This window comes from Corynebacterium humireducens NBRC 106098 = DSM 45392 (assembly GCF_000819445.1).
In the GTDB taxonomy this organism is placed as follows: domain Bacteria; phylum Actinomycetota; class Actinomycetes; order Mycobacteriales; family Mycobacteriaceae; genus Corynebacterium; species Corynebacterium humireducens.
Genome location: NZ_CP005286.1, coordinates 2,507,176 through 2,529,522, shown reverse-complemented (window position 1 = coordinate 2,529,522; position 22,347 = coordinate 2,507,176). Strand labels below are relative to the sequence as shown.

The following is a 22,347-nucleotide window of genomic DNA, read 5'->3' as shown; positions in this document are numbered from 1 at the left end:
TGCGGTGACAATAATCTGCAGGATTCGTGCGGGCGTGTCGGCGGGGAAATCTGCGGCGGTGTTGCAGCGGGTGGGAGGGGCGGGCGTCGATTAGCCTGTCAGCCATGACTTACGACCTCTTTGTTGTCGGCTCCGGCCTCTTCGGACTCACTGTCGCGGAGCGCGCGGCCAGCCAGCTGGGAAAGAAGGTGCTCATCGTCGAGCGCCGCGACCACCTCGGCGGCAACGCCTACTCCGAGGCGGAGCCGGAGACGGGCATTGAGATCCACAAGTACGGTGCCCACCTCTTCCACACCTCCAACAGGCGCGTGTGGGAGTACGTCAACCAGTTCACCTCGTTCACGGACTACCAGCACCGCGTCTTCGCCATGCACAATGGTTCCGCGTACCAGTTCCCCATGGGCCTGGGCATGATCAACCAGTTCTTCGGCCGCTACTACTCGCCCGACGAGGCGCGTGAGCTGATTCGCGAGCAGGCCAGCGAGATCGACCCGGCCGACGCGAACAACCTCGAGGAGAAGGCGATCTCCCTCATCGGCCGCCCCCTCTACGAGGCGTTCATCCGCGACTACACCGCCAAGCAGTGGCAGACCGACCCGAAGAACCTCCCGGCCTCCAACATCACCCGCCTGCCGGTGCGCTACAACTTCAACAACCGCTACTTCAGCGACACCTACGAGGGGCTGCCGGTCGACGGTTACGCCGCGTGGCTCGAGCGCATGGCCGACCACGAGCTCATCGACGTCCGCCTGAACACCGACTGGTTCGACGTCCGCGATCAGCTGCGTGCGGAGTCCCCGGACGCGCCGGTCGTCTACACCGGCCCGCTCGACCGCTACTTCGACTACTCCGCCGGCCAGCTCGGCTGGCGCACCCTCGACTTCGACACCGAGGTGCTCGGCACCGGTGACTTCCAGGGGACGCCGGTGATGAACTACAACGACGCGGACGTCCCCTACACCCGCATCCACGAGTTCCGTCACTTCCATCCGGAGCGCGAGGACGTGTACCCGAAGGACAAGACGGTGATCATGAAGGAGTACTCGCGCTTCGCCGGGGAGGGGGATGAGCCGTACTACCCGATCAACACCCCGGACGACCGCGCGATGCTCAAGGAGTACCGCGGTCTCGCCGCCGCCGAGGCGCGGGACAACCGGGTGCTCTTCGGTGGTCGTCTGGGCACCTACCAGTACCTGGACATGCACATGGCGATCGCGTCGGCGCTGACCCTGTGGGACAACAAGCTCGTGCCGTTCTTCGAGGACGGCGTGGCCCTGGAGCAGGAGCGCGGCCACTAGAGTCCGCCGGGTTCCTCCGGTTGTGCGGTGGAATACGCGGGAGTAAGGTTAACAGTAGGTTAACAAATAGAGAACTAAGAGTTTTCCGCCACTGAGGGAAAGGTACCTCCATCATGAGCACCGACCGCTTCGCCATCGTCCGCGAGGATCTCCACCGCCGGTACGGGCAGTACTTCTACGCCCGCACCATCGACGACCTTCTCGACGAGAAGATCGCCGAGGCCCGTTCCCACGCCACGGTCGAGACCTTCCTCCCCGTCACCGTCGAGCGCGAGGTCTCCGAGATTCTCGAGGAGCGTGCCGGGGCCCGGGGCCGGTCCGGCACCGCCCGCCCCGAGGTGCTCTTCGTCTGCGAGCGCAACGCCGGCCGCTCCCAGCTGGCCTCCGCCATCACCTCGCAGGCCGTCGGCGACCGCGTCTTCGTCCGCTCCGTGGGCCTCAACCCGACCGGCGGCATCCAACCCGAGGTGCTCCAGGTGCTCGAGGAGCGCGGCATCCCCTACGCGCACCTCTACCAGAAGGAGATCGTGCCCCGCACGGTCCACCGCGCCAACGTCGTGGTGCTCATGGGCGTCGACGAGATCCCGGGCATCCCGGGTGACCGCGTCGAGCGCTGGGACATCGCGGATCCGGCCGGTCAGCCGGTGGAGAAGGTCCGTGAGATCGCCGACGACATCGAGGCGCACGTGAAGGAACTGCTCGTCGAGCTGGGCAAGGCCAACTACGCCGCCCAGGCATGACAGGTGCTGGCTGGGCCCCGGACGATCACGTCCGGGGCCTTCTCCTTTCCCCTCCGCCCCTGCTTGTCGACGCCTCCGTGGCCCTCGCCCCCGTCACCGGCCCGACCTTCACGGGGCTTCTCGCGCTGCTCCTCGGGGTGGGGTGGGCGGCGCGCACCCGGCGGGCGGCGCCGCTGCTGCTGCCCGCGGCGGTGCTGACCGCGAGCCTGGTCAGCCACCTGCTCAAGCGGCTCATCGGGCGGGAACGGCCGCCGGTGGAGGAGTGGCTCATCGACGTGGGCAACCACGCGCTGCCGTCGGGGCACGCGACGGCCACGGCGGCGTTCGCGACGGCGCTCACGCTGCTGCTGTGGCCGCGGGGCGGATGGTGGCGGGTGCCGGTGGCCGTCGCCTGGGGGCTGTCGCTCGTGGTCGGCCTGTCGCGTCTGGTGCTGCACGTGCACTGGGCCAGTGACGTCCTGGCGGGGTGGCTGGTGGGCGCCGCAGTGGCCCTGATCACGTACTTTGCCGGATTAAAGTTAATTCTCCGTTAACTCCCCTGAGCTGCGGTTATCTGATATAGTCTTGCAAAGGCGCAGGACAGTTACTTGCATGTTTACCTTGTGTTCACCTAGGGTTAACTTTAGTTGAACGACAAGAGAGGTCAGACAAGCATGAACAACATCAACTTCCGCCCCGTCCGCAAGGAGCTCTACACCCGTTTCGGCCACCGCCTGGAGGCCACGGTTATCGACGCCATCCTCGACGAGGTCATCGCCGAGCACGCGGAGACCGCACGCATCCCGAACTTCCTCCCGGTGCTCGTCCACCGTGAGGCGGCCTCGCGGATCGAGGACCACCTGTGGACCCACGGGATCGTGGGTACCCCGCGTAAACGCATCCTCTTCGCCAGCCGCACCAACTCCCAGCGTGCCGTCCTCGCCGCCGCCATGGCCCGCCGTCTGAGCGACAACTCCATCGTGGCCACCGTCGCCAGCACCCACCCGGAGAACCGTGACGACGCCCTCATCGAGTGGGTCATGGACGAGCGCGGCCTCGCCGCCGACGGCGCGAAGTACAAGACCGAGCGCCGCCGCACCGTGGCCGCCGCCGACGTCGTCGTGTACATGGACTCCGAGGAGCCGCACGACCTGCCGGGCCGTACCTTCGTCCAGTGGGAGGTGCCGTCCACCGACGGCATGAACGTCGAGCAGGTCCGCGTCATCGCCGACCACATCGAGGCCCGCGTCGCCCACCTGCTCGCCACGCTGGACATCGCGATCCGTCCCCTCGACGAGGTGCAGGCCGAGGAGATCGCCGCCTAAGAAGGCAGCCCTCAGGACACGACGAGGCCGCCCGGGAACACTTTCCCGGGCGGCCTCCCGCGTTCCGGCCGGGCTAGTAGCTCGAGGAACCACCACCGCCGGAGAAACCGCCTGAGGAGTAGCCGGTGGTCGCGCTGCCCGAGGACTGCGCCGCCTGCACGTCCGCCGAGTGCCACGAGTACACCGTGGCGTAGGGGACGTAGTTGCCGTAGCCGTACCCCGGCCGCCAGCCGGAGTCCCACAGGGCGGGGGCCCGGCGGTCCCGGTCCCGACCCTCCTTGGTGCCGGACTCCTCGTACAGCTTCTTCTGCGCCGCCTCGACCAGCACGCGGTGGTCGGAGACCAGCCCGGCGAACTCGTCCATGAAACCGGGGGCGTCGAGGCGGTCGCGGAGGGCGAGCACGCGGTCGTCGAGAAGCGAGAGGCGGTTCTTCAGGTCGATGTCCTCGATGTCGGCGACGGCCCGCAGGATGTCCTCGTGCAGGTCCGTCAGCTCGCGGCGGCGGACGTCGGCGTCGCCGTGCTCCATCTGGGCGAGCTGCTCGATGTTCTCCTCCGCGGTGCGCAGGCGGGTGACCTGCTCGTGTGCCGTGCCGATCGCTTTCCGACGCCGCCAGAACTCCTTGTCCTCCGCCCCCGCCGACAGGCCCTCCAGCTGGTCGAAGGTGGTGTTGAGACCGAGGAAGCCGGTCTTGACCTCCTCCCACTGGCGGCGGAGGGCGTCGTTGGCCAGGGGAGAGGTCAGCGAGTGCGCGCGGACGTCGATCGCCTGCAGCTGCTGGGCGACCCGCCCGTAGTCGCGCTGCACCCCGTCGAACTGCTCGCGCGCCGTCCGGATGACCTTGCGGCGGGTGAACCTCCAGGCGAACACCGCCGCACCCAGACCACCCACCGCGAAGACTCCGCCGATGAGCGCGCCCACCCAGGCCGGGAGACCGGAGGACTCGCGCACCGCCGTGGGGTCGGCGACGGCCTTCGTGCCCTCCAGTATGCCGGCCGCCAGGTTGCCGTCCCGCAGGGGCGGACGCATGCGGTCGAGGATGCCGTCGAGACGCCCCGGGGCGTAGATGTCGGCCGCGTCGCAGACGTCGTCACCGCAGTACACGCCCATGCGCTGCGGGTCGCGGCCCACCGCGACGATGAGCGCGCCGGGCGCCCACTTGTCGCCGGCCTCCGAGATGAGGTCCGGGCGTTCGTCCCGGCCGAAGTGGAGGACGGTGTCGTTGAGGTTGTCGTCGTTGGTGGGGAAGAGGATGTAGGTGACGTCGGTGACCTCCGCCGGGAGGTCGATGGACGGGGTGCGGTCCAGGAGGAGCTGCTCGTCGGCGGGGGAGAGCTCGTCGGCGAGGTCGAGGACCTCCACCCCGCGCACGGCGACGGCGGCGGACACCCCGGGCGCGAGTCCGAGGACGGCCAGACCGAGGACGGCCAGACCGAGGAGAACGGCGGTGAGGAAGGGTCTCATGCCGCCCAGGATAGGGGTCGCCGTCGGTGCGTGTGGCGCGGAATCCGGCGTCCGGGCACTACCCTTGTTCCGGAGATGAGTCGAAAGGCGGATTCACCGGACGTGAACGACGTGAAGAACACCCCCAACGCACCCGTGCGTGAGATGCTGCAGCGCATCCTGCTGCCCCGGAAGGGAGAGCCGCACGACGTGCGCATGCTCTACCTGATCGAGGCGGAGCAGAACAAGGAGCGCCTGACCTGGGAGGACCGCGTCACCGTGACGGTCCCCGCAGGTGCCGAGGCCTCCTTCCAGACCTACTTCAACGCCTTCCCCGCCAGCTACTGGCGACGCTGGTCCCAGCTGGACCACGTGCTGCTGCGCATGAACGTCGCCGGCCAGGCGAGCATCGAGGTGTACCGCTCCAAGATCGACGGCACGCGCGTGGCCGTCGCCGGACAGTTCGTCACCGACGATGTGGCGGAATTCACCATCCCCCTCTCGCACTTCGAGGACGGCGGCTGGCTGTGGTTCGACGTCACCGCCGAGACCGCCACCACGCTCACCGACGCCGGCTGGTACGCCGACCGTGAGCCCGGCCCGCAGATCATGCCGGACGGCACGGAGGTGGGGCCCTTCGACAAGCGCGTGACCGTCGGCATCCCGACGTTCAACCGCCCCCACGACGCGGTCGCCGCGCTGCAGGCCCTCGGCGAGGACCCGCTCGTCGACGCCGCCATCGACGCCGTCATCATGCCCGACCAGGGCGACCGGCACCCGGCCGACGAGCCCGGCTACGACGAGGCCGTCGCCCACTTCGGCGACCGCTTCCACGAGTTCCGTCAGGGCAACCTCGGCGGCTCCGGCGGCTACTCCCGCATCATGTACGAGGCCCTCGGCGACGGCGCGGCCGGTGCCGCGGAGTCCCCGTTCATCCTCTACATGGACGACGACATCGCCATCGAGCCGGAGTCCATCCTCCGCGCCGTGCAGGTCGGCCGCTACGCGAAGTCGCCGATCATCGTCGGCGGGCAGATGCTCAACCTGCAGGAACGCTCCCAGCTGCGCACCATGGGCGAGATCGTCCAGCGCCACGACTTCATGTGGGGCGAGGCGCCGCACTCCACGTACGACCATGACTTCGCCAAGTATCCCCTCGGCTTCACCGGCCACGACGGGGACGAGAAGGACCCCGACGCGAAGAACTCGAAGGACCTGCACCGCCGCATCGACGTCGACTACAACGGCTGGTGGATGTGCATGTTCCCGCGCGTCGTCAGCCGACAGATCGGGCAGCCCCTGCCGCTGTTCATCAAGTGGGACGACACCGAGTACTCCCTGCGTGCCGGAAAGGCGGGCTTCCCGACGGTCACCTGGCCCGGCGTCGCCATCTGGCACATGGCGTGGGCCGACAAGGACGACGCCATCGACTGGCAGGCCTACTTCCACCTGCGCAACCGCCTCATCGTCGCGGCCCTGAATCACGACGGGCCCGTCGACGGCATCATCACCTCGTTGCGCAAGTCCACCTTCAAGCACCTCATGTGCATGGAGTACTCGACCCTGGCGATCCAGATCGAGTCGATGAAGGACTTCCTCGCCGGCCCCGACCAGCTCTTCGACATCCTCGAGACCTCCCTGCCGCGCATCGCGAAGATCCGCGCCGGCTACCCCGACGCCGTGGTCATCCCCTCGGCCGCCGACCTGCCGCCGGCCTCCGGCGCGCCGGGTGTGCCCACCAAGGACATCGGCGGCCGCCTGGCCAAGATCAAGAAGGTCGGCTGGCTGCTCAAGGGCCTGAAGCACTCCCTGGGCAAGGAGGACCCGCAGCACCACACCACGCCGCAGGCCAACCTGTCCCCGGCCGAGGCCCGCTGGTTCTCGCTCTCGCGTCTCGACGGCGCGACCGTCACCACCGCCGGCAACAACGGCGTGGCCTACCGCAAGCGCGACCGCGCCCTCGCCGAGCGTCTGCTCAAGGAGACGTGGGCCCTGCAGAAGGAGATCGGGGAGCGTTTCGACGAGCTGCGCACCACCTACCGCACCGCCCAGCCCGGGCTGGTCAGCCGCGAGTCCTGGAGGAGGATCTTCGAATGAGCCGCGAGGTGGACCTTCTGGTCCGGGTGCAGGACGCACTCGTCGACCGACCGGGTGTGATTCCTGCCGCAACCGTGCTGTCCCATTTCGGCGAGCACGCCCTCGGCTGGTTCGCCCTGGCGGGGGCGGGCGCGGCCGTCGACAGTGGGCGGCGTCGCCAGTGGCTGGCGTTGGGGGCCTCCGCCTTCACGTCGCACGCCGCATCAGTGGTGATCAAACGCATCGTGCGTCGCACCCGACCGCATGACGAGCGGATCCGGGTGGGCGTCGGCACGCCCTCGCGGCTGTCCTTCCCGTCCTCGCACGCGACCTCCACCACCGCGGCGCTCGTCAGCCTGGCGGACCTCAGCGGCTCGAAGCTGCCGCTCGTCGGGGTTCCGGTGATGATGTTGTCGCGTATGGTTCTGGGAGTCCACTACCCGACCGACACCCTCGCGGGTGCCGTGCTCGGGGCCACCACCGCGAAGGTGATCACCGCAATCGAGAGGAAGAGCGCGTGACCGAGGAACACCAGGTCGAGGAGCGGACCGGCATCTTCTACCCCGAGCCGCACACCGAGGGACTCGACAACACCCGTAAGCGCCGCCCGCCGAAGAGCCTGCCGGACGCCATGATCAAGGCGCTGCGCCCGAAGCAGTGGGTGAAGAACGTCCTCGTCGTCGCCGCCCCCGCGGCCGCCGGCGCCGAGGCGCTTACCGACGGACGCACGCTTCTCGACGTCCTCCTCGCCTTCGTCGTCTTCTGCCTCGCGGCGTCCTCGATCTACCTGGTCAACGACGCCCGCGACGTCGAGGCCGACCGCGAGCACCCCACCAAGCGCTTCCGCCCGATCGCCTCCGGCATGCTGCCGGTCAACCTGGCGTACGCCATGGCGGTCATCCTCATCGTGGCCGCCGTCGGCCTGTCCTTCCTGGCCTCCTCCGGCTGGGGCCTGGCCGCCGTCGTGTCCGTGTACATCGCCCTCCAGCTGGGCTACTGCTTCGGCTGGAAGCACCTGCCGGTGATCGACATCGCGCTGGTCTCCTCCGGTTTCATGCTCCGCGCCATGGCCGGTGGCGTCGCCGCCGGCATCGAGCTGTCCCAGTGGTTCCTGCTGGTCGCCGCCTTCGGTTCGCTGTTCATGGCCTCCGGCAAGCGCTACGCCGAGCTGCAGCTCGCCGAGCGCACCGGCAAGAAGATCCGCCGCTCCCTGCAGGGTTACACCGCCACGTACCTGCGTTTCGTGTGGACGCTGGCCGCCACCGCCGTCGTCATGAGCTACGCCCTGTGGGGTTTCCAGCTCTCCAACGCCGTCGAGGGCATGGCCGGCGTCTGGTACCAGATCTCCATGGTGCCGTTCACCATCGCGATCCTGCGCTACGCCGCCGACGTCGACCGCGGCGCCGGTGGTGCCCCGGACGAGATGGCTCTGTCGGACCGTGTCCTGCAGCTGCTGGCCGTGCTGTGGATCCTGTGCATCGTCTTCGCGGTGTATCTCGTGCCGGCGATCTAGCTGCCACGTGACGCGACCCCCGGGACCGGAACAGGTCCCGGGGGTCCTCTGATTCCGGGGGAGCCGCCCGCTGCCGCCGGTCCCCGGGGCCCACCCGTCCCCCTGCTAACATCTGCCGCATGACCACAGCTGCCGGGGTGTCCGGTCAACCTGCACGAACGGGGAGTAGCCGCCACCGGAGGGCCAGCACATCACCGTCCACGACGCGTTCGCTCACGGTGTGGACCGGGGCGGGCGCCGCCGTGCTCGTCGCCGTCCTGGCGTTCACCGGCGGTTGGCGCCGTCGCTGGATGAGCGACGACGGCCTCATCGTCCTGCGCACCGTGCGCAACCTCCTCGCCGGCAACGGCCCGGTGTTCAACGCGGGGGAGCGCGTCGAGGCCAACACCTCCACCCTCTGGCAGTACCTCATCTACCTCGGGGCGCGGGTCACCGACGCCCGCCTCGAGGACATCGCCATGTGGCTGGCGCTGCTGTTCACCACCGCGGCCCTGGGCATCGCCGCGTGGGGCACGACGCTCCTGTACCGGCGTCGCCCCGCCCTCCTGCTGCTGCCCGTCGGCGGACTGATCTACCTGGCCCTGCCGCCGGCGCGGGACTTCGCCACCTCCGGCCTCGAGTGGGGTCTCAGCCTGCTGTGGATCGCCGGGCTGTGGGCGCTGCTCGTGGGCTGGGCGCAGCGCACCGGAACGGGCTGGGCCACCTGGGCGCTGGCCTTCTGGACGGGCCTGTCCTGGCTGGTCCGCCCCGAGCTGGCGCTGTACGGCGGCCTGGCCGGGCTGCTCCTGCTGCTCGCCGCGGCGACGTGGCGGGAGCGGGCGCTCATCCTGGCGGTGGCCCTGCCGGTGCCGACGGGCTACCAGATCTTCCGCATGGGCTACTACGGGCTGCTCACGCCGCACACGGCCGTCGCGAAGTCCGCGGGTGACTCCGAGTGGGCCGACGGCTGGAACTACGTCCGGGACCTCACCGACCCGTACTGGCTGTGGGTGGCGCTGGCGCTGGCCGTGACCCTGGGCGCCGTCACCCTGTGGCGCCTGTCGACGTGCCCCTCCACCCCGGCCGACCCGGACACCGCCCCGCGGGGGCTGGCCCGCCTACGTTCCCCGGAGGCGGCCATCGCTCTGGTGCTGCTGGCCGGGTTCATCCACGTGCTCTACGTGCTGCGGGTCGGCGGCGACTTCATGCACGGGCGCATGCTCCTGCTGCCGCTGTTCGCCCTGCTGCTGCCGGTCGCCGTGGTGCCGCTGTCGGACCTGCGGGTGACCCGTCCGCGCATCGACCTGCTCGCCGCCGTCGGCCTCATCGGCGTGGGCTGGTGGGCCGCCAGCACGACCATCACCGGTCACCCCGTCGACTGGGAGACCGACTACGAGGAGCTCGGCATCGTCGACGAGCGTGACTTCTGGACGTACGCCACCTTCCGCGAGCAGCACGATCCGCCGAGGTACGCGAGTGACTTCCTCACCGCGAAGGCCATGAACCACTACCCGGAGGTCATGGAGCGGGCGATGGCGGAGGACACCGCCATGATGTCGATGATCCTGCTCAACGAGGAGGAGTTCTCGTGGATCACCTCCCCGCGCATCCCGCGGGAGCTCGCCGCCGGGGACCCCTCCGGCCTGGCGGGCCAGCCGCCGACGGTGTACCACATCAACCTGGGCATGACCAGCATGAATGCGCCGCTGGAGATGCGCGTGCTCGACACCGTCGGACTGACGACGCCGCTGGCCGCCCGCCAGCCGCGTGACCCCGACGCCCGCGTGGGCCACGACAAGTGGCTGCCGTGGTCCTGGCAGGCCGCGGACACGTCGATCGTCCCGGAGTTCGTGCCCGAGTGGTACGACCGGGAGGAGACCGCCCGCGCCCGGGAGGCGCTGCAGACCCCGGCGGTGGCGGAGCTGCTGGCCTCCTACCGGGAGCCGATGAGTGTGAGCCGTTTCCTGGCGAACATCCGCTTCGCGCTCACCGACGGCCGCTCGCTGGAGATCAGCCTCGCCCCGGAGGAGGTCATCGAGGAGTTCGGGCCCGCGGACCCCGGAATCCGTGTTGCGTGGGAAATGAATATTTCCCCCGAACGTCCCAGGTGAGACGCGAAATAGTCACAGAAAGATAACGAAGGGGTGAGCTTTTCTTTATCTTTTGTTCTAGAGTGTCTCGCAGCAGGGATGCTGTCAGGGCTGCGCGGTCAGGTAACGAGCCGGCAGGCAGGGCCGATAGTCCCGTAGAAGAAACGCCAAGCCGAGGAGAACCATGTCCGTCATCACCGGAGCCCGCAGCGTGAGCAGGAGAATCATTGCGGCCCTGGTCGCCTTCGCCACCGCCCTGACCGTCATGGTCGCAGGTGGCGTGGGTACCGCCCATGCAGACAACCGCGGGTGGCTGCGCCCCGACGCCACCGGCCACTGCGAGTGGGACCCCGTCCAGTACTGGGTCCAGCGCTGCGACGTCTGGTCCCCGTCGACCGGCGCGAACATCACCGTCCAGGTCCAGCCCGCCGCCCGCGGCGGCAACGCAGGTTTCTACCTGCTCGACGGCCTGCGTGCCACCAACCACGCGAACGCCTGGACCGTCGACGTCAACGCCCCGGCGCTCTACGTCGACTCCAACATCACCCTGGTCATGCCGGTCGGTGGTGCAGGTTCCTTCTACGCGGACTGGGAGCACCCGGCGACCTACGACCTGAACAACCCGGTCACCTACCAGTGGGAGACCTTCCTCACCTCTGAGCTGCCGGGCTACCTGGCGCAGCACTTCGGCGTCGCACCGGACAACAACTCCATCGCCGGCCTGTCCATGGGCGGCACCGCGGCCCTGAACATCGCCGCGAAGCACCCGGGACAGTTCCGTCAGGCCCTGTCCTGGTCCGGCTACCTGACCCAGACCATGCCGGGCATGCAGACCCTCATGCGTGTCGCGCTTCTCGACGCCGGCGGCTTCAACGTCAACGCCATGTACGGCACCGTGATCAACCCGCGCCGTTTCGAGAACGACCCGTTCCTCAACATGGAGGGCCTGCGCGGCAAGGACGTCTACATCTCCGCCGCCACCGGTTTCTGGGGTCCGGAGGACGCCAACTACCCGATGAACCTCAAGCTCTCCGCCACCCCGCTGGAGATGCTGGCCGGTGTCTCCACCCGCCTGTGGGAGGTCAAGGCCCGTGCCACCGGCCTCAACGTGACCGCCGACTACCCGCTGACCGGCATCCACAACTGGAACCAGTTCGGCTACCAGCTGCACAAGACCAAGCCGCGCGTCCTCGACGTGATGAACGCCTGGTAACCAGCGTGCACCACACCCCGGCAGGTCCCCGACCTCCCGGGGTGCACTTTTTCTCCCCCGTTGTCGGCGTGCCCTTACCTAAAGTCTCAAGTTCAACTTAAACTTGAACGCGACCCGGGCGAGGTCCCACAACCTCACGAGCCCACGGTGAGAACAACTGAACAGACCTGGCGTGTGACGCCGGGGACGGGCGGACGTCGGCAAGCAGCCCCGGGGCGGGAACCCCGGGGACGTGCCGGACGCACACCCACCCCACGCACGCCGCCACGACACCATCACCACAAGGACCCTCTCATGCGCGACACCGCATCCCGTTCCCCGCAGAGCCGCCGCCCCTGGCTCGCCGCCGTCGTCCTCCCCACCACCCTGGCCCTCGGACTGTCGGTGGCACCCGCCGCCCAGGCGCAGAGCATCCTGCCGGGCAGCTCCGGCAGCAGCCTCTCGGACTCCATCCGTCCCTCCGACCCGCCGCAGCGCACCCCGATCAACACCGAGTACCCCGACATCGCGAACCTCCCCGCAGGCGTGAAGGTCGAGCGCCTCGAGTGGATCACCAACCGCCGCATCGCCCTGTTCATCCGTTCCGCCGCCATGCCGGACCAGATCCAGCAGGTCCAGATCCTCCTCGCCCGTGACTGGCACTCCAGCCCCGGCCGCACCTTCCCCGAGGTCTGGGCACTCGACGGTCTCCGCGCCCGCGAGGACGACTCCGGCTGGACCATCGAGACCAACATCGAGCAGTTCTACGCCGACAAGAACGTCAACGTGATCCTGCCGATCGGCGGCGAGTCCTCCTTCTACTCCGACTGGCAGCGCCCCGACAACGGCAAGCACTACAAGTGGGAGACCTTCCTCATCCGCGAGCTCGTCCCGATCCTCGACGAGGGCTTCCGCTCCAGCAAGACCCGCTCCATCGTCGGCCTGTCCATGGGCGGCACCGCCGCGATGAACCTCGCGCAGCACAACCCGCACATGTTCTCCTTCGTGGGCTCCTTCTCCGGCTACCTGGACACCACCTCCGTCGGCATGGCCGAGTCCATCCTCGCCGCACAGCGCGACGCCGGCGGCTACGACGGCACCCGCATGTGGGGCCAGCCGGGCGACCAGGCCTGGATCGACAACGACCCGAAGCTGGGCATCGAGGCCCTCCGCGACATGAAGGTCTACGTCTCCGCCGGCTCCGGCCAGGACGACTTCGGCAACCCCGACTCCGTGGCCACCGGCCCCGCCAACCCCGCCGGCATCGGCCTGGAGATCCTCTCCCGCATGACCTCCGAGACCTTCGTCCGCGAGGCCCGCAAGGTCGGCGTCGAGCCGGTCGTCCACTTCCGCCCCTCCGGCGTCCACGCCTGGCCGTACTGGCAGTTCGAGATGTCCCAGGCCTGGCCGCACATGGCCAACGCCATGCAGCTCTCCCGCGAGGACCGCGGCACGGACTGCATCACCGTCGGCGCCATCGCCGCCGCCACCCAGTCCGGCGTCATCGGCTCCTGCGTGACCAACGAGTACCCGGTCGAGGACGGCATGCGCCAGGACTTCCGCAACGGCGTCGCCTACTGGTCCCCGGACACCGGTGCCCACGCCCTGTACGGCGCCATCAACGCCCGCTACCACCACATCGGCGGCCCCGCCTCCTGGCTCGGCTTCCCGACGACCGGTGAGCGGGTCACCCCCGACGGCGTCGGCCGCTACGTCCACTTCGAGAACGGCTCCATCTACTGGACCCCGTCCACCGGCGCCCGCGAGATCCCGAAGGCACTGTTCAACTCCTGGGCCGCCACCGGCTACGAGCGCGGCGACCTGGGCTACCCGACCGGTGCCCCGCAGAACGTGAAGGGCGGCCAGGTCCAGCAGTTCCAGCGTGGCGTCATCGCCACCACCCCGGACGGCCGGACCCACTGGGTGCGCGGTGCCATCGCCGAGAAGTACGCCTCCCTCAAGACCGCCGAGTCCGAGCTGGGCTTCCCGACCTCCGACGAGAAGATCATCCGCGGCGGAGCGTTCCAGGAGTTCGAGAACGGCAACATCTACTGGTCCGCCGCCACCGGCGCGAAGTACATCAAGTACGGTGCCATCTTCGACCACTGGGGCACGAAGGGCTACGAGGGCGGCGAGTTCGGCTACCCGGCCGCCGACCACGCCAACGTCCCGGCCGGCGGTGAGGTCGTCCGCTTCCAGAACGGCACCATCAGCCAGCTCAACGGACGCATCGTGGAGGGGCGGAACTGATCATGCGCACACCGGCCAGGTCCGGCCTGCTCGCCGCCCTCCTGATCGGCGCGCTCACCCTCACCGCCTGCGGTGACGCCACGGTGGACGACAACGACTCCACCCCGACGTCCATCGCCCCGCTCGAGCGGGCACCGCGGGAGACGCGCACGGAGGACAGCGACGGGGACGGCGCGGCGTCGGCAGGCAGGGACGCGGCCCCCGGCCGTCCCCGGGCCGCCGACCCGGGCCCGCAGGACCAGGGCGCCCGGGAGATCGACGAGATCCCCGAGCCCGGGATGCCCCGCACCCCCGAGGACGTCCAGTTCCTGGGCGAACTCACCGACGAGGGCATCGACGTCGAGGGCGTCGAGAGCCAGCTCATCGGCACCGCCGCCATCGTGTGCAATGACGACGACAGCGAGTTCGGCCGTGCGACCGTTCCCGCGGTCGCCGGCCAGCTGGTGAGCCAGGGACGGACGGACAAGTCCGTGGAAGACGTGACGGCCATCATCGAGGCCGCCGCGAAGAACGCCTACTGTTAGTTGGAAAATCACCGCATGCGCAAGCTGTTCACCATCCTGGCGGTACTGATCCTGGTGCTCCTCATCGGAGTCGGGACGTTCCGCTTCCTGCGACCCGGGGAGGACATCCCCCTTCCCCCGGGGCTGCCGGAGCCGACGGAGATCCTCCAGCCCGACTGGTGCCCGGACGTCCAGGTCATCGCCGCCCCGGGCACCTGGGAGTCGGCGCCGGGCGACGACCCGTTCCACCCGACGGCCAACGAGTACAGCTTCATGCTGTCGATCACCCGTCCGCTGCAGGAGCGCTTCCCGGCCGAGGACGTGCGGGTGTGGACCCTGCCCTACACGGCGCAGTTCCGCTCCATCCAGGCGCAGCACGAGATGACCTACGACGAGTCCCGGCAGGAGGGCCAGTCCGTGCTGGAGACTGAGATGGTCACCATGCACGACGAGTGCCCCTACACCGACTTCATCCTGGCCGGATTCTCGCAGGGCGCCGTCATCCTCGGGGACGTCGCCAGCCAGATCGGCCAGGGTGGCGGCGTGGTGCCGGCCGACCGCATCAGGGGTGTCGCCCTGATCGCGGACGGCCGCAGGGAACCTGGTGTGGGCCAGGTTCCCGGCACCCACGTCTCCGGCGTCGGCGCCGAGGTCGCCCTCCAGCCGCTCAACCTGCTCGTCCAGCCGATCGTCCCCGGCGCCACGATGCGCGGACCGCGTGTCGGCGGTTTCGGTGAGCTCCAGGACCGCGTGTGGGACATCTGCGCCCCGAACGACAGCATCTGCGACGCCCCCCGCCAGGTGGGCAACGCCCTCGAGCGCGCGCAGGCGCTGGTCGCCGCCAACGGAGTCCACGCCCTCTACGCGTCCAACCCCGACGTCATCCCCGGGACCACCACCAATGCGTGGGTCGTGGAGTGGGCCTCTGACCTGATCCACCAGTGACCGGGGGTGCCCCCGGGGTACTCTCGTTTGTAACGGAAACATCACGAACTTGGACTAACAGAACGAGTGCCCGCTCTGTTAGGTTGGCACAAAAGACATTAGCGCTGAGAAACTTCACGCCCGCACCACTGACCAGCGGGTACACCAAAGGAGAAGCATGGACCTGCAAGCGGCGATGAGCCAGTTCTTCAACGACAAGGGCGAGATCGTCCTGGCACCCCAGCTGACCCTCGCGGGTCTCGCGGAGCTGATGTACCAGGGCGACCTGCAGCTCGGCGGCGGCGAGCGCCACTGCCTGCGCTTCTGGGACTTCTCCGAATCCCGCGAGGGAACCCCGGTGGACTACACCCGCACGGAGATCAACACCCGCATCAAGGCCGTCGCCGCGCGCCTGCAGCAGGTGGGCAAGATCGGCGACCGCGTCGCCATCCTGGCCAACAACTCCCCGGAGTACCTCTTCGGATTCATCGGCGCCCTCTACGCCGGCATGACCCCGGTCCCGCTCTACGACCCGTCCGAACCGGGCCACGCGGACCACCTCAAGGCCGTCTTCGCCGACTGTGAGCCCTCCTTCGTGCTCACCAACTCCGGTTCCGCCGCCGCCGTGCGCGAGCACTTCGCGGAGCTGCCGTCCCGCGAGCGTCCCCGCATCCTGTCGGTGGACTCCCTGCCGGACACCCTGGCCGCCTCCTACATGAACCCGATGATGACCCTGCAGGGTCAGCAGCTCATGGCCTCCATGTCGACCATGCCGGTCGACCAGCCCGCCTTCCTGCAGTACACCTCCGGCTCCACCCGCGTGCCGGCCGGCGTGCAGCTGACCAACCGCTCCATCCTCACCAACGTGCTGCAGATCTTCACCGCCGCCCGCCTGCGCACCCCGCTGCGTCTGGTGTCCTGGCTGCCGCTGCACCACGACATGGGCATCATCCTCGCCCTGTTCGTCACCATCCTGGGCCTGCCGAACGAGATCATGTCGCCGCGTGACTTCATCCAGCAGCCGAAGCGCTGGGTCGACCAGCTCAACCGCCGTGACTCCGACGAGGGTGTCTCCGTCTACACCGTCGTCCCGAACTTCGCGCTCGAGCTGGCCGCCCGCTACGGCACCCCGAAGGAGGGCGAGACCCTCGACCTGTCCGCTCTCGACGGCATCATCATCGGCTCCGAGCCGGTCACCGAGAAGGCCCTCGACTCCTTCCGCGCGGCCTTCGGCCCCCACGGCCTGGTCGACACCGTCCTGCGTCCCTCCTACGGACTGGCCGAGGCGTCCCTGCTGGTGACCACCCCGCAGACCAAGGAGCGCCCGCTCATCTCCTACTTCGACCGCGACAAGCTGGCCGAGGGCGTCGTCGAGTTCGTGGAGAAGGACTCCGAGCTGGCCGTCGCCTTCGCCTCCAACGGTCAGGTCGTGCGCCCGCAGGCGCTGACCATCGTCGACCCGGAGACCCGCGCCGAGCTGCCCGACGGCCAGATCGGTGAGCTCTGGGTCAAGGGCGACAACCTCGCCGCCGGCTACCTCGGCCGCGAGGAGGAGACCGCCGAGACCTTCGCCAACACCCTGGGTGAGCGTCTGCCGGAGTCCCGCGCCGAGGGAATGCCCGACGACGGCTGGATGGCCACCGGTGACCTGGGCGCCATCGTCGACGGCGAGACCTACATCACCGGCCGTCTCAAGGACCTCATCGTCATTGCGGGCCGCAACCACTACCCGCAGGACATCGAGTACACCGTCATGAACGCCTCCGACCACGTCCGCCCGGACTCCGTCGCCGCGTTCTCGGTCATGGCCGACGACGACGCCGCCGAGTCCACCGAGCAGCTCGTCCTCGTCATCGAGCGCGACGACAAGGCCGACGAGTCCGGTGACGCGGAGGCCGTCGAGAAGATCCGTGGCGCGGTGACCTCCGCCCACGGCGTCACCCCGGCGGACATCCGCTTCGTCGCCCCAAACGAGATCCAGCGTTCCTCCGCCGGCAAGATCGCCCGTCGCGTCATCCAGAAGTCCTACCTGGCTGAGCGCGGCTAGCGGGGGTGGCCCCTCCCGGGGCCGTCCACCGGGGACATGTAACGGACACATTCATGCGGACGATAGAGTTCCGGATGTATAGACCGTGCTGTACCACTGCAGGAAAAGGAAGACCGCGTAGATGACTGAGAGCCAGGCACCCGCGACGATGACCGTCGAGCAGCTCCGCGGATGGCTCCGCGACTGGGTCGTTGATGTGACCGGGTTGTCACCCGACGAGGTCACCGACACCAAGCCCATGGAGAACTTCGGACTCTCGTCGCGTGACGCGGTCGTCATGTCCGGCGAGCTGGAGAACCTCCTGGGTGTCCAGCTCGACGCGACCATCGCCTACGAGTACCCGACGATCCAGGCGCTGGCGCAGCGCCTCATCGACGGGGAACCGGCCTCCCGCGAGCGTTCCCGTCCGCGGTCCCGCCACGCCGGTGTCTCCGGCGCCGCGCAGACCCCCGGCACCCACGACATCGCCGTCGTCGGCATGGCCGGCCGTTTCCCGGGGGCCGGCGATCTGGACGCCTACTGGTCCATGCTCGTCGAGGGCCGGGACGGCACCGGCGCACTGCCGATCGGCCGCTGGTCCGAGTACGCCGCCGAGGAGACCATGGCCGCCAAGATGGCGGAACAGCCGCTGACCGGCGGTTACCTGGATGACCTGGCGAACTTCGACGCCGAGTTCTTCGGGCTCTCCCCGCTCGAGGCCGCCAACATGGACCCGCAGCAGCGCATCATGCTCGAGGTCGCCTGGGAGGCGCTCGAGGACGCGCACATCCCGCCGAACACCCTCCGCGGTGAGCCGGTGGGCGTCTTCCTCGGTTCCTCGAACAACGACTACGGCATGCTCATCACCGCGGACCCGGCCGAGGCGCACCCCTACGCGCTGACCGGCACCGCGAGCTCGATCATCCCGAACCGCATCTCCTACGCCTTCGACTTCCGCGGCCCCTCCGTCAACGTCGACACCGCCTGCTCCTCCTCCCTGGTGGCCATCCACCAGGCGGTACGTGCACTGCGCGACGGCGACGCCGACGTGGCGCTCGCCGGTGGCGTCAACATCCTGGCCTCCCCGTTCGTCACCACGGCCTTCGGTGAGCTCGGCGTGCTCAGCCCGACGGGCCACATCCACGCCTTCTCCGACGACGCCGACGGCTTCGTGCGTGCCGACGGCGCCGGCGTCGTCGTGCTCAAGCGGGTCGCTGATGCGCTTGCCGACGGCGACCGGATCCTCGCCGTCATCAAGGGTTCCGCGGTCAACTCCGACGGTCACTCCAACGGCCTGACCGCCCCGAACCCGGACGCCCAGATCGACGTCCTGGCCCGCGCCTACGCGGACGCCGGCGTCGACCCGGCCGACGTCGACTACGTGGAGGCCCACGGCACCGGCACCATCCTCGGCGACCCGATCGAGGCCACGGCCCTGGGTGCCGTCCTCGGTGAGGGCCGCGAGATGTCCCGCCCGACGCTGCTCGGCTCCGTGAAGTCCAACATCGGCCACGCCGAGTCGGCGGCCGGCGCCGCCGGGCTGATCAAGGTCGTCCAGTCGATCCAGCACGGCGTCATCCCGCCGTCCCTGCACTTCGCGGGCCCGAACCGCTACATCGACTTCGACGCCGAGCGCCTCGAGGTCGTCGAGGACCCGCGCGAGTGGCCCGAGTACTCCGGCCGCCGGATCGCGGGCGTCTCCGGTTTCGGTTTCGGCGGCACCAACGCCCACCTGGTCGTCAGCTCCTTCGACGCCGCGGACTACGCACCGGCCGAGGGGGAGGAGGCCCCCGCACCCGCCGAGGCCCAGCTGCCCGACGCCGAGCACCCGAACGCCGTGCTGCTGCCGGTGAGCGGCCTGCTGCCGTCGCGTCGTCGGCAGGCGGCCGCCGATCTCGCCGACTTCCTCGAGGAGCGTCCGGACACCGACCTGGTGCCGGTGGCCCGCTCCCTGGCCGGCCGCAACCACGGCCGTTCCCGTGCCGTCGTCACCGCCGACAACGTCGCTGACGCGGTCAAGCGTCTGCGTCAGGTCGCCGAGGGCAAGGTCTCGGTCGGCATCACCGCCGCCGACGCGCCCTCCGCGGTGGGCCCGGTCTTCGTCTACTCCGGTTTCGGCTCCCAGCACCGCCTCATGGTCAAGGAGCTCGTCGCCGCGTCGCCGCTGTTCCGCGCCCGCCTGGAGGAGCTCGACGAGCGCGTCCAGTTCGAGTCCGGCTGGTCCGTCCTCGAGATCGTCAACGACGACGAGCAGACCTACGACACCGAGACCGCCCAGGTCGCCATCACCGCGATCCAGATCGCCCTCACCGACCTGCTCGCCGCCTTCGGCGCGAAGCCGGCGGCCGTCATGGGCATGTCCATGGGCGAGATCGCCGCGGCCTACGCCGCCGGTGGTCTCTCGGCGGACGACGCCATGCAGATCGCCTGCCACCGTGCCCGCCTCATGGGCGAGGGCGAGAAGTCCCTCCCCGAGGACCAGCTCGGTGCGATGGCCGTCGTGGAGCTGTCCACCGAGGCCCTGGAGGAGCTCAACGCGGAGGAGACCTTCGCCGACATCGAGCCCGCCGTCTACGCCGGCCCCGGCATGACCACCGTGGGTGGCCCGCGTGAGCAGGTCACGGCGCTCGTCGAGAAGCTCGAGGAGGAGGGCAAGTTCGCCCGCCTGCTCAACGTCAAGGGCGCCGGCCACACCTCGGCCGTCGAGCCGCTGCTCGGCGAGCTCGGTTTCGAGACCGCCGGCATCACCCCGACCCCGCTGCACACCCCGCTGATCAGCTCGGTGGACCGCGGCGTCATCCACCAGCCGGGCGAGACCGTCCACGACACCGACTACTGGCTGCGCATGACCCGCCAGGCCGTCTACTTCCAGGACGCCACCGAGCAGGCCTTCGCCAACGGCCACACCACCCTCGTCGAGATCGCCCCGAACCCGGTCGCGATCATGGGCATGATGAACACGGCGTTCAGCGTGGGCAAGCCGGACGCGCAGCTGCTCTTCGCGCTCAAGCGCAAGGTCGGCGAGGTCGACGCCCTGCGTGACCTGCTGGCCAAGCTCTACGCCACCGGCGCCCCGGTCGACTTCTCCCTGGTCTACGGCCCGGGCGAGGTCATCCCGGCCCCGCACATCACGTGGAAGCACCAGCGTTTCTGGACCAACGCCCGCCCCGCCAGCCACCGCGCCGCCGACCTGCCGGGCCAGCGCGTCACCCTGCCGAACGGCGTCGTGGCCTTCGCCACCACCGCCGACGAGGTGCCGTCCGCCCTGGCGCTGCTCGAGCGTGCCGCCGAGGCCGTCCAGCCGGGCGCGCAGCTCGTCGCCGCCGAGGAGCACGCGATGCTGCCGGTCAACGGCGACATCACCACCGTGGTCACCCGCTCCATCGGTGGCGTGACCCTCACCGTCCACAGCGTCTCCGAGGCCGGCACCACCACCCTGCTGGCGGAGGGCTTCGCCACCTCCCTGGCGCTGGGTGCCCCGCGCACCGTGCCGGGTGTGCAGACCCCGCAGGCCACCGACGTGCCCGACTACGCGCCGCTCACCGACGCCGTCGAGGTCGAGGAGGTCCGCTGGGACCCGGCCTCGGGTGAGAGCGTCGAGGACCGCCTCCGCGCCATCGTGTCCGAGTCCATGGGCTACGACGTCGACGACCTGCCGCGCGAGCTGCCGCTCATCGACCTCGGCCTGGACTCCCTCATGGGCATGCGCATCAAGAACCGCGTGGAGAACGACTTCCAGATCCCGCCGCTGCAGGTCCAGGCACTGCGTGACGCCTCCGTCGCCGACGTCGTCCGCATCGTCGAGGAGGCCGTCGCCGCGAAGAGCGAGGGCACCTCCCTGCTCGAGCCGGTCGTGTCCGTCGAGGACGTTGAGGAGGCGGAGACCGAGGTCCGCGAGGCTGGGGAGCTCCCCGCCGGGGACGCCCCGCAGGGTGTCGGCGTCGCCCCGCGTGACGCCGCCGAGCGCATGGTGTTCGGCACCTGGGCCGGCATCACCGGGAAGGCCCCGGCCGGTGTGACGAGCACGCTGCCGGAGATCACGGAGGACGTCGCGAAGGAGATCGCGGAGCGCCTCTCGGACCGCGTCGGCCGGGAGATCGAGCCGGGTCAGGTGCTCGAGGTGGACACCCTGGAGCCGCTGGCGAACATCGTCCGTGACGCCCTGGAGACCGAGGTGGAGGGCAACATCCGCGTCCTGCGTGCCCGCCCGGAGGGCTCCACGAAGCCGAGCGTGTTCATGTTCCACCCGGCCGGTGGCTCGTCCGTGGTGTTCCTGCCGCTGACCCGCCGCCTCCCGGAGGACGTCCCGGTCTACGGCGTCGAGCGCCTGGAGGGCACCCTCGAGGAGCGGGCCGCCGCCTACATCGACGAGATCCGCGAGTACTCCGACGGCCGTCCGGTGGTCCTCGGCGGCTGGTCCTTCGGCGGTGCCCTGGCCTACGAGGTCGCGCACCAGCTCAAGGACACAGACGTCGAGGTCGCGTACATCGCGCTGCTCGACACGGTCCAGCCCTCCGAGCCGGTTCCGGACACGATGGAGGAGACGAAGGCCCGCTGGAAGCGCTACAGCGAGTTCGCGAAGAAGACCTACGGCCTCGACTTCCCGGTGCCCTACGAGCTGCTGGAGACCGCCGGTGAGGAGGCCATGCTCGGCATGCTCGAGCAGTTCCTCGCCACCACCGACGCCTCCGAGCACGGCCTTGCCGCCGGCGTGCTGGAGCACCAGCGCGCCAGCTTCGTGGACAACCGCATCCTGGACAAGCTCGACTTCCACCGCTGGGCCGAGGTCCAGCTGCCGGTGGTGCTCTTCCGTGCCGAGCGCATGCACGACGGCGCCATCGAGCTGGAGCCGCGTTACGCCCATATTGACCCGGACGGCGGCTGGTCGGCTATCGTTGACGACCTTGACATCGTCCAGCTCAAGGGCGATCACCTCGCAGTGCCCGACGAGCCCGCCATCGGCGTCGTCGGCGCCCACATGGCCAAGCGGATCAATGAACTGGAGTGA

15 protein-coding genes are annotated in these 22,347 nt (G+C 69.4%); 14 read left to right on the top strand and 1 reads right to left on the bottom strand.

Going from position 1 to position 22,347, the window contains the following annotated elements; translation table 11 throughout:
- The first annotated feature begins 104 nt into the window (after positions 1-104).
- The 4 genes from glf to B842_RS12280 all read left to right on the top strand — a co-directional run bounded on the left by glf (position 105) and on the right by B842_RS12280 (position 3,342).
- Positions 105-1,298, top strand: coding sequence for a UDP-galactopyranose mutase (glf, locus tag B842_RS12295; RefSeq protein WP_040086955.1), 1,194 nt, complete (start codon positions 105-107; stop codon positions 1,296-1,298).
- A gap of 113 nt (positions 1,299-1,411) precedes the next feature.
- Positions 1,412-2,038, top strand: coding sequence for an arsenate-mycothiol transferase ArsC (locus B842_RS12290; protein WP_040086953.1), 627 nt, complete (start codon positions 1,412-1,414; stop codon positions 2,036-2,038).
- Positions 2,035-2,571, top strand: coding sequence for a phosphatase PAP2 family protein (locus B842_RS12285; RefSeq protein WP_061241451.1), 537 nt, complete (start codon positions 2,035-2,037; stop codon positions 2,569-2,571). Before B842_RS12290 ends, B842_RS12285 begins: the two co-directional genes overlap by 4 nt.
- A gap of 120 nt (positions 2,572-2,691) precedes the next feature.
- The gene (locus B842_RS12280; protein ID WP_052437942.1) at positions 2,692-3,342 is read left to right on the top strand and encodes a three-helix bundle dimerization domain-containing protein; all 651 of its coding nucleotides are present in this window, start codon (positions 2,692-2,694) and stop codon (positions 3,340-3,342) included.
- Between the two features lie 73 nt (positions 3,343-3,415).
- Here B842_RS12280 and B842_RS12275 read toward each other — a convergent pair whose 3' ends face one another.
- Positions 3,416-4,807 (bottom strand): DUF5129 domain-containing protein, encoded by a 1,392-nt coding sequence (locus tag B842_RS12275; protein ID WP_040086951.1) that lies wholly within the window; start codon positions 4,805-4,807, stop codon positions 3,416-3,418.
- A gap of 144 nt (positions 4,808-4,951) precedes the next feature.
- On the opposite strand from B842_RS12275, the gene B842_RS12270 reads away from it, so the two are divergent.
- The 10 genes from B842_RS12270 (at position 4,952) to pks13 (ending at position 22,347) form a co-directional block, all read left to right on the top strand.
- On the top strand, positions 4,952-6,883 hold the full coding sequence (locus B842_RS12270) for a glycosyltransferase (protein ID WP_245631382.1): 1,932 nt from the start codon (positions 4,952-4,954) through the stop codon (positions 6,881-6,883).
- Positions 6,880-7,383, top strand: a complete 504-nt coding sequence (locus B842_RS12265) for a phosphatase PAP2 family protein (RefSeq protein ID WP_040086949.1) — start codon at positions 6,880-6,882, stop codon at positions 7,381-7,383. The genes B842_RS12270 and B842_RS12265 overlap by 4 nt, the downstream gene beginning before the upstream one ends.
- Positions 7,380-8,375 carry a decaprenyl-phosphate phosphoribosyltransferase gene (locus B842_RS12260; protein WP_040086947.1) on the top strand — a complete coding sequence of 332 codons (996 nt, stop codon included), beginning with the start codon at positions 7,380-7,382 and terminating at the stop codon, positions 8,373-8,375. Before B842_RS12265 ends, B842_RS12260 begins: the two co-directional genes overlap by 4 nt.
- A 119-nt stretch (positions 8,376-8,494) precedes the next feature.
- Positions 8,495-10,465 (top strand): arabinofuranosyltransferase AftB family protein, encoded by a 1,971-nt coding sequence (locus B842_RS12255; RefSeq protein WP_156119521.1) that lies wholly within the window; start codon positions 8,495-8,497, stop codon positions 10,463-10,465.
- Between the two features lie 163 nt (positions 10,466-10,628).
- Positions 10,629-11,657 carry an alpha/beta hydrolase gene (locus B842_RS12250; RefSeq protein ID WP_040086945.1) on the top strand — a complete coding sequence of 343 codons (1,029 nt, stop codon included), beginning with the start codon at positions 10,629-10,631 and terminating at the stop codon, positions 11,655-11,657.
- Positions 11,658-11,951: 294 nt separating this feature from the next.
- Positions 11,952-13,886, top strand: a complete 1,935-nt coding sequence (locus tag B842_RS12245) for an alpha/beta hydrolase-fold protein (protein ID WP_052437941.1) — start codon at positions 11,952-11,954, stop codon at positions 13,884-13,886.
- Positions 13,887-13,888: 2 nt separating this feature from the next.
- Entirely contained in the window at positions 13,889-14,410 is a 522-nt protein-coding gene (locus B842_RS12240) for a DUF732 domain-containing protein (RefSeq protein ID WP_052437940.1), read from the top strand.
- A 15-nt stretch (positions 14,411-14,425) separates the two neighbouring features.
- Positions 14,426-15,334: a cutinase family protein gene (locus B842_RS12235; protein WP_040086943.1), complete on the top strand. Its 909-nt coding sequence runs from the start codon at positions 14,426-14,428 to the stop codon at positions 15,332-15,334.
- Positions 15,335-15,491: 157 nt separating this feature from the next.
- On the top strand, positions 15,492-17,360 hold the full coding sequence (locus B842_RS12230) for a FadD32-like long-chain-fatty-acid--AMP ligase (protein WP_040086942.1): 1,869 nt from the start codon (positions 15,492-15,494) through the stop codon (positions 17,358-17,360).
- A gap of 121 nt (positions 17,361-17,481) precedes the next feature.
- Entirely contained in the window at positions 17,482-22,347 is a 4,866-nt protein-coding gene (gene pks13, locus B842_RS12225) for a polyketide synthase Pks13 (RefSeq protein ID WP_040086940.1), read from the top strand.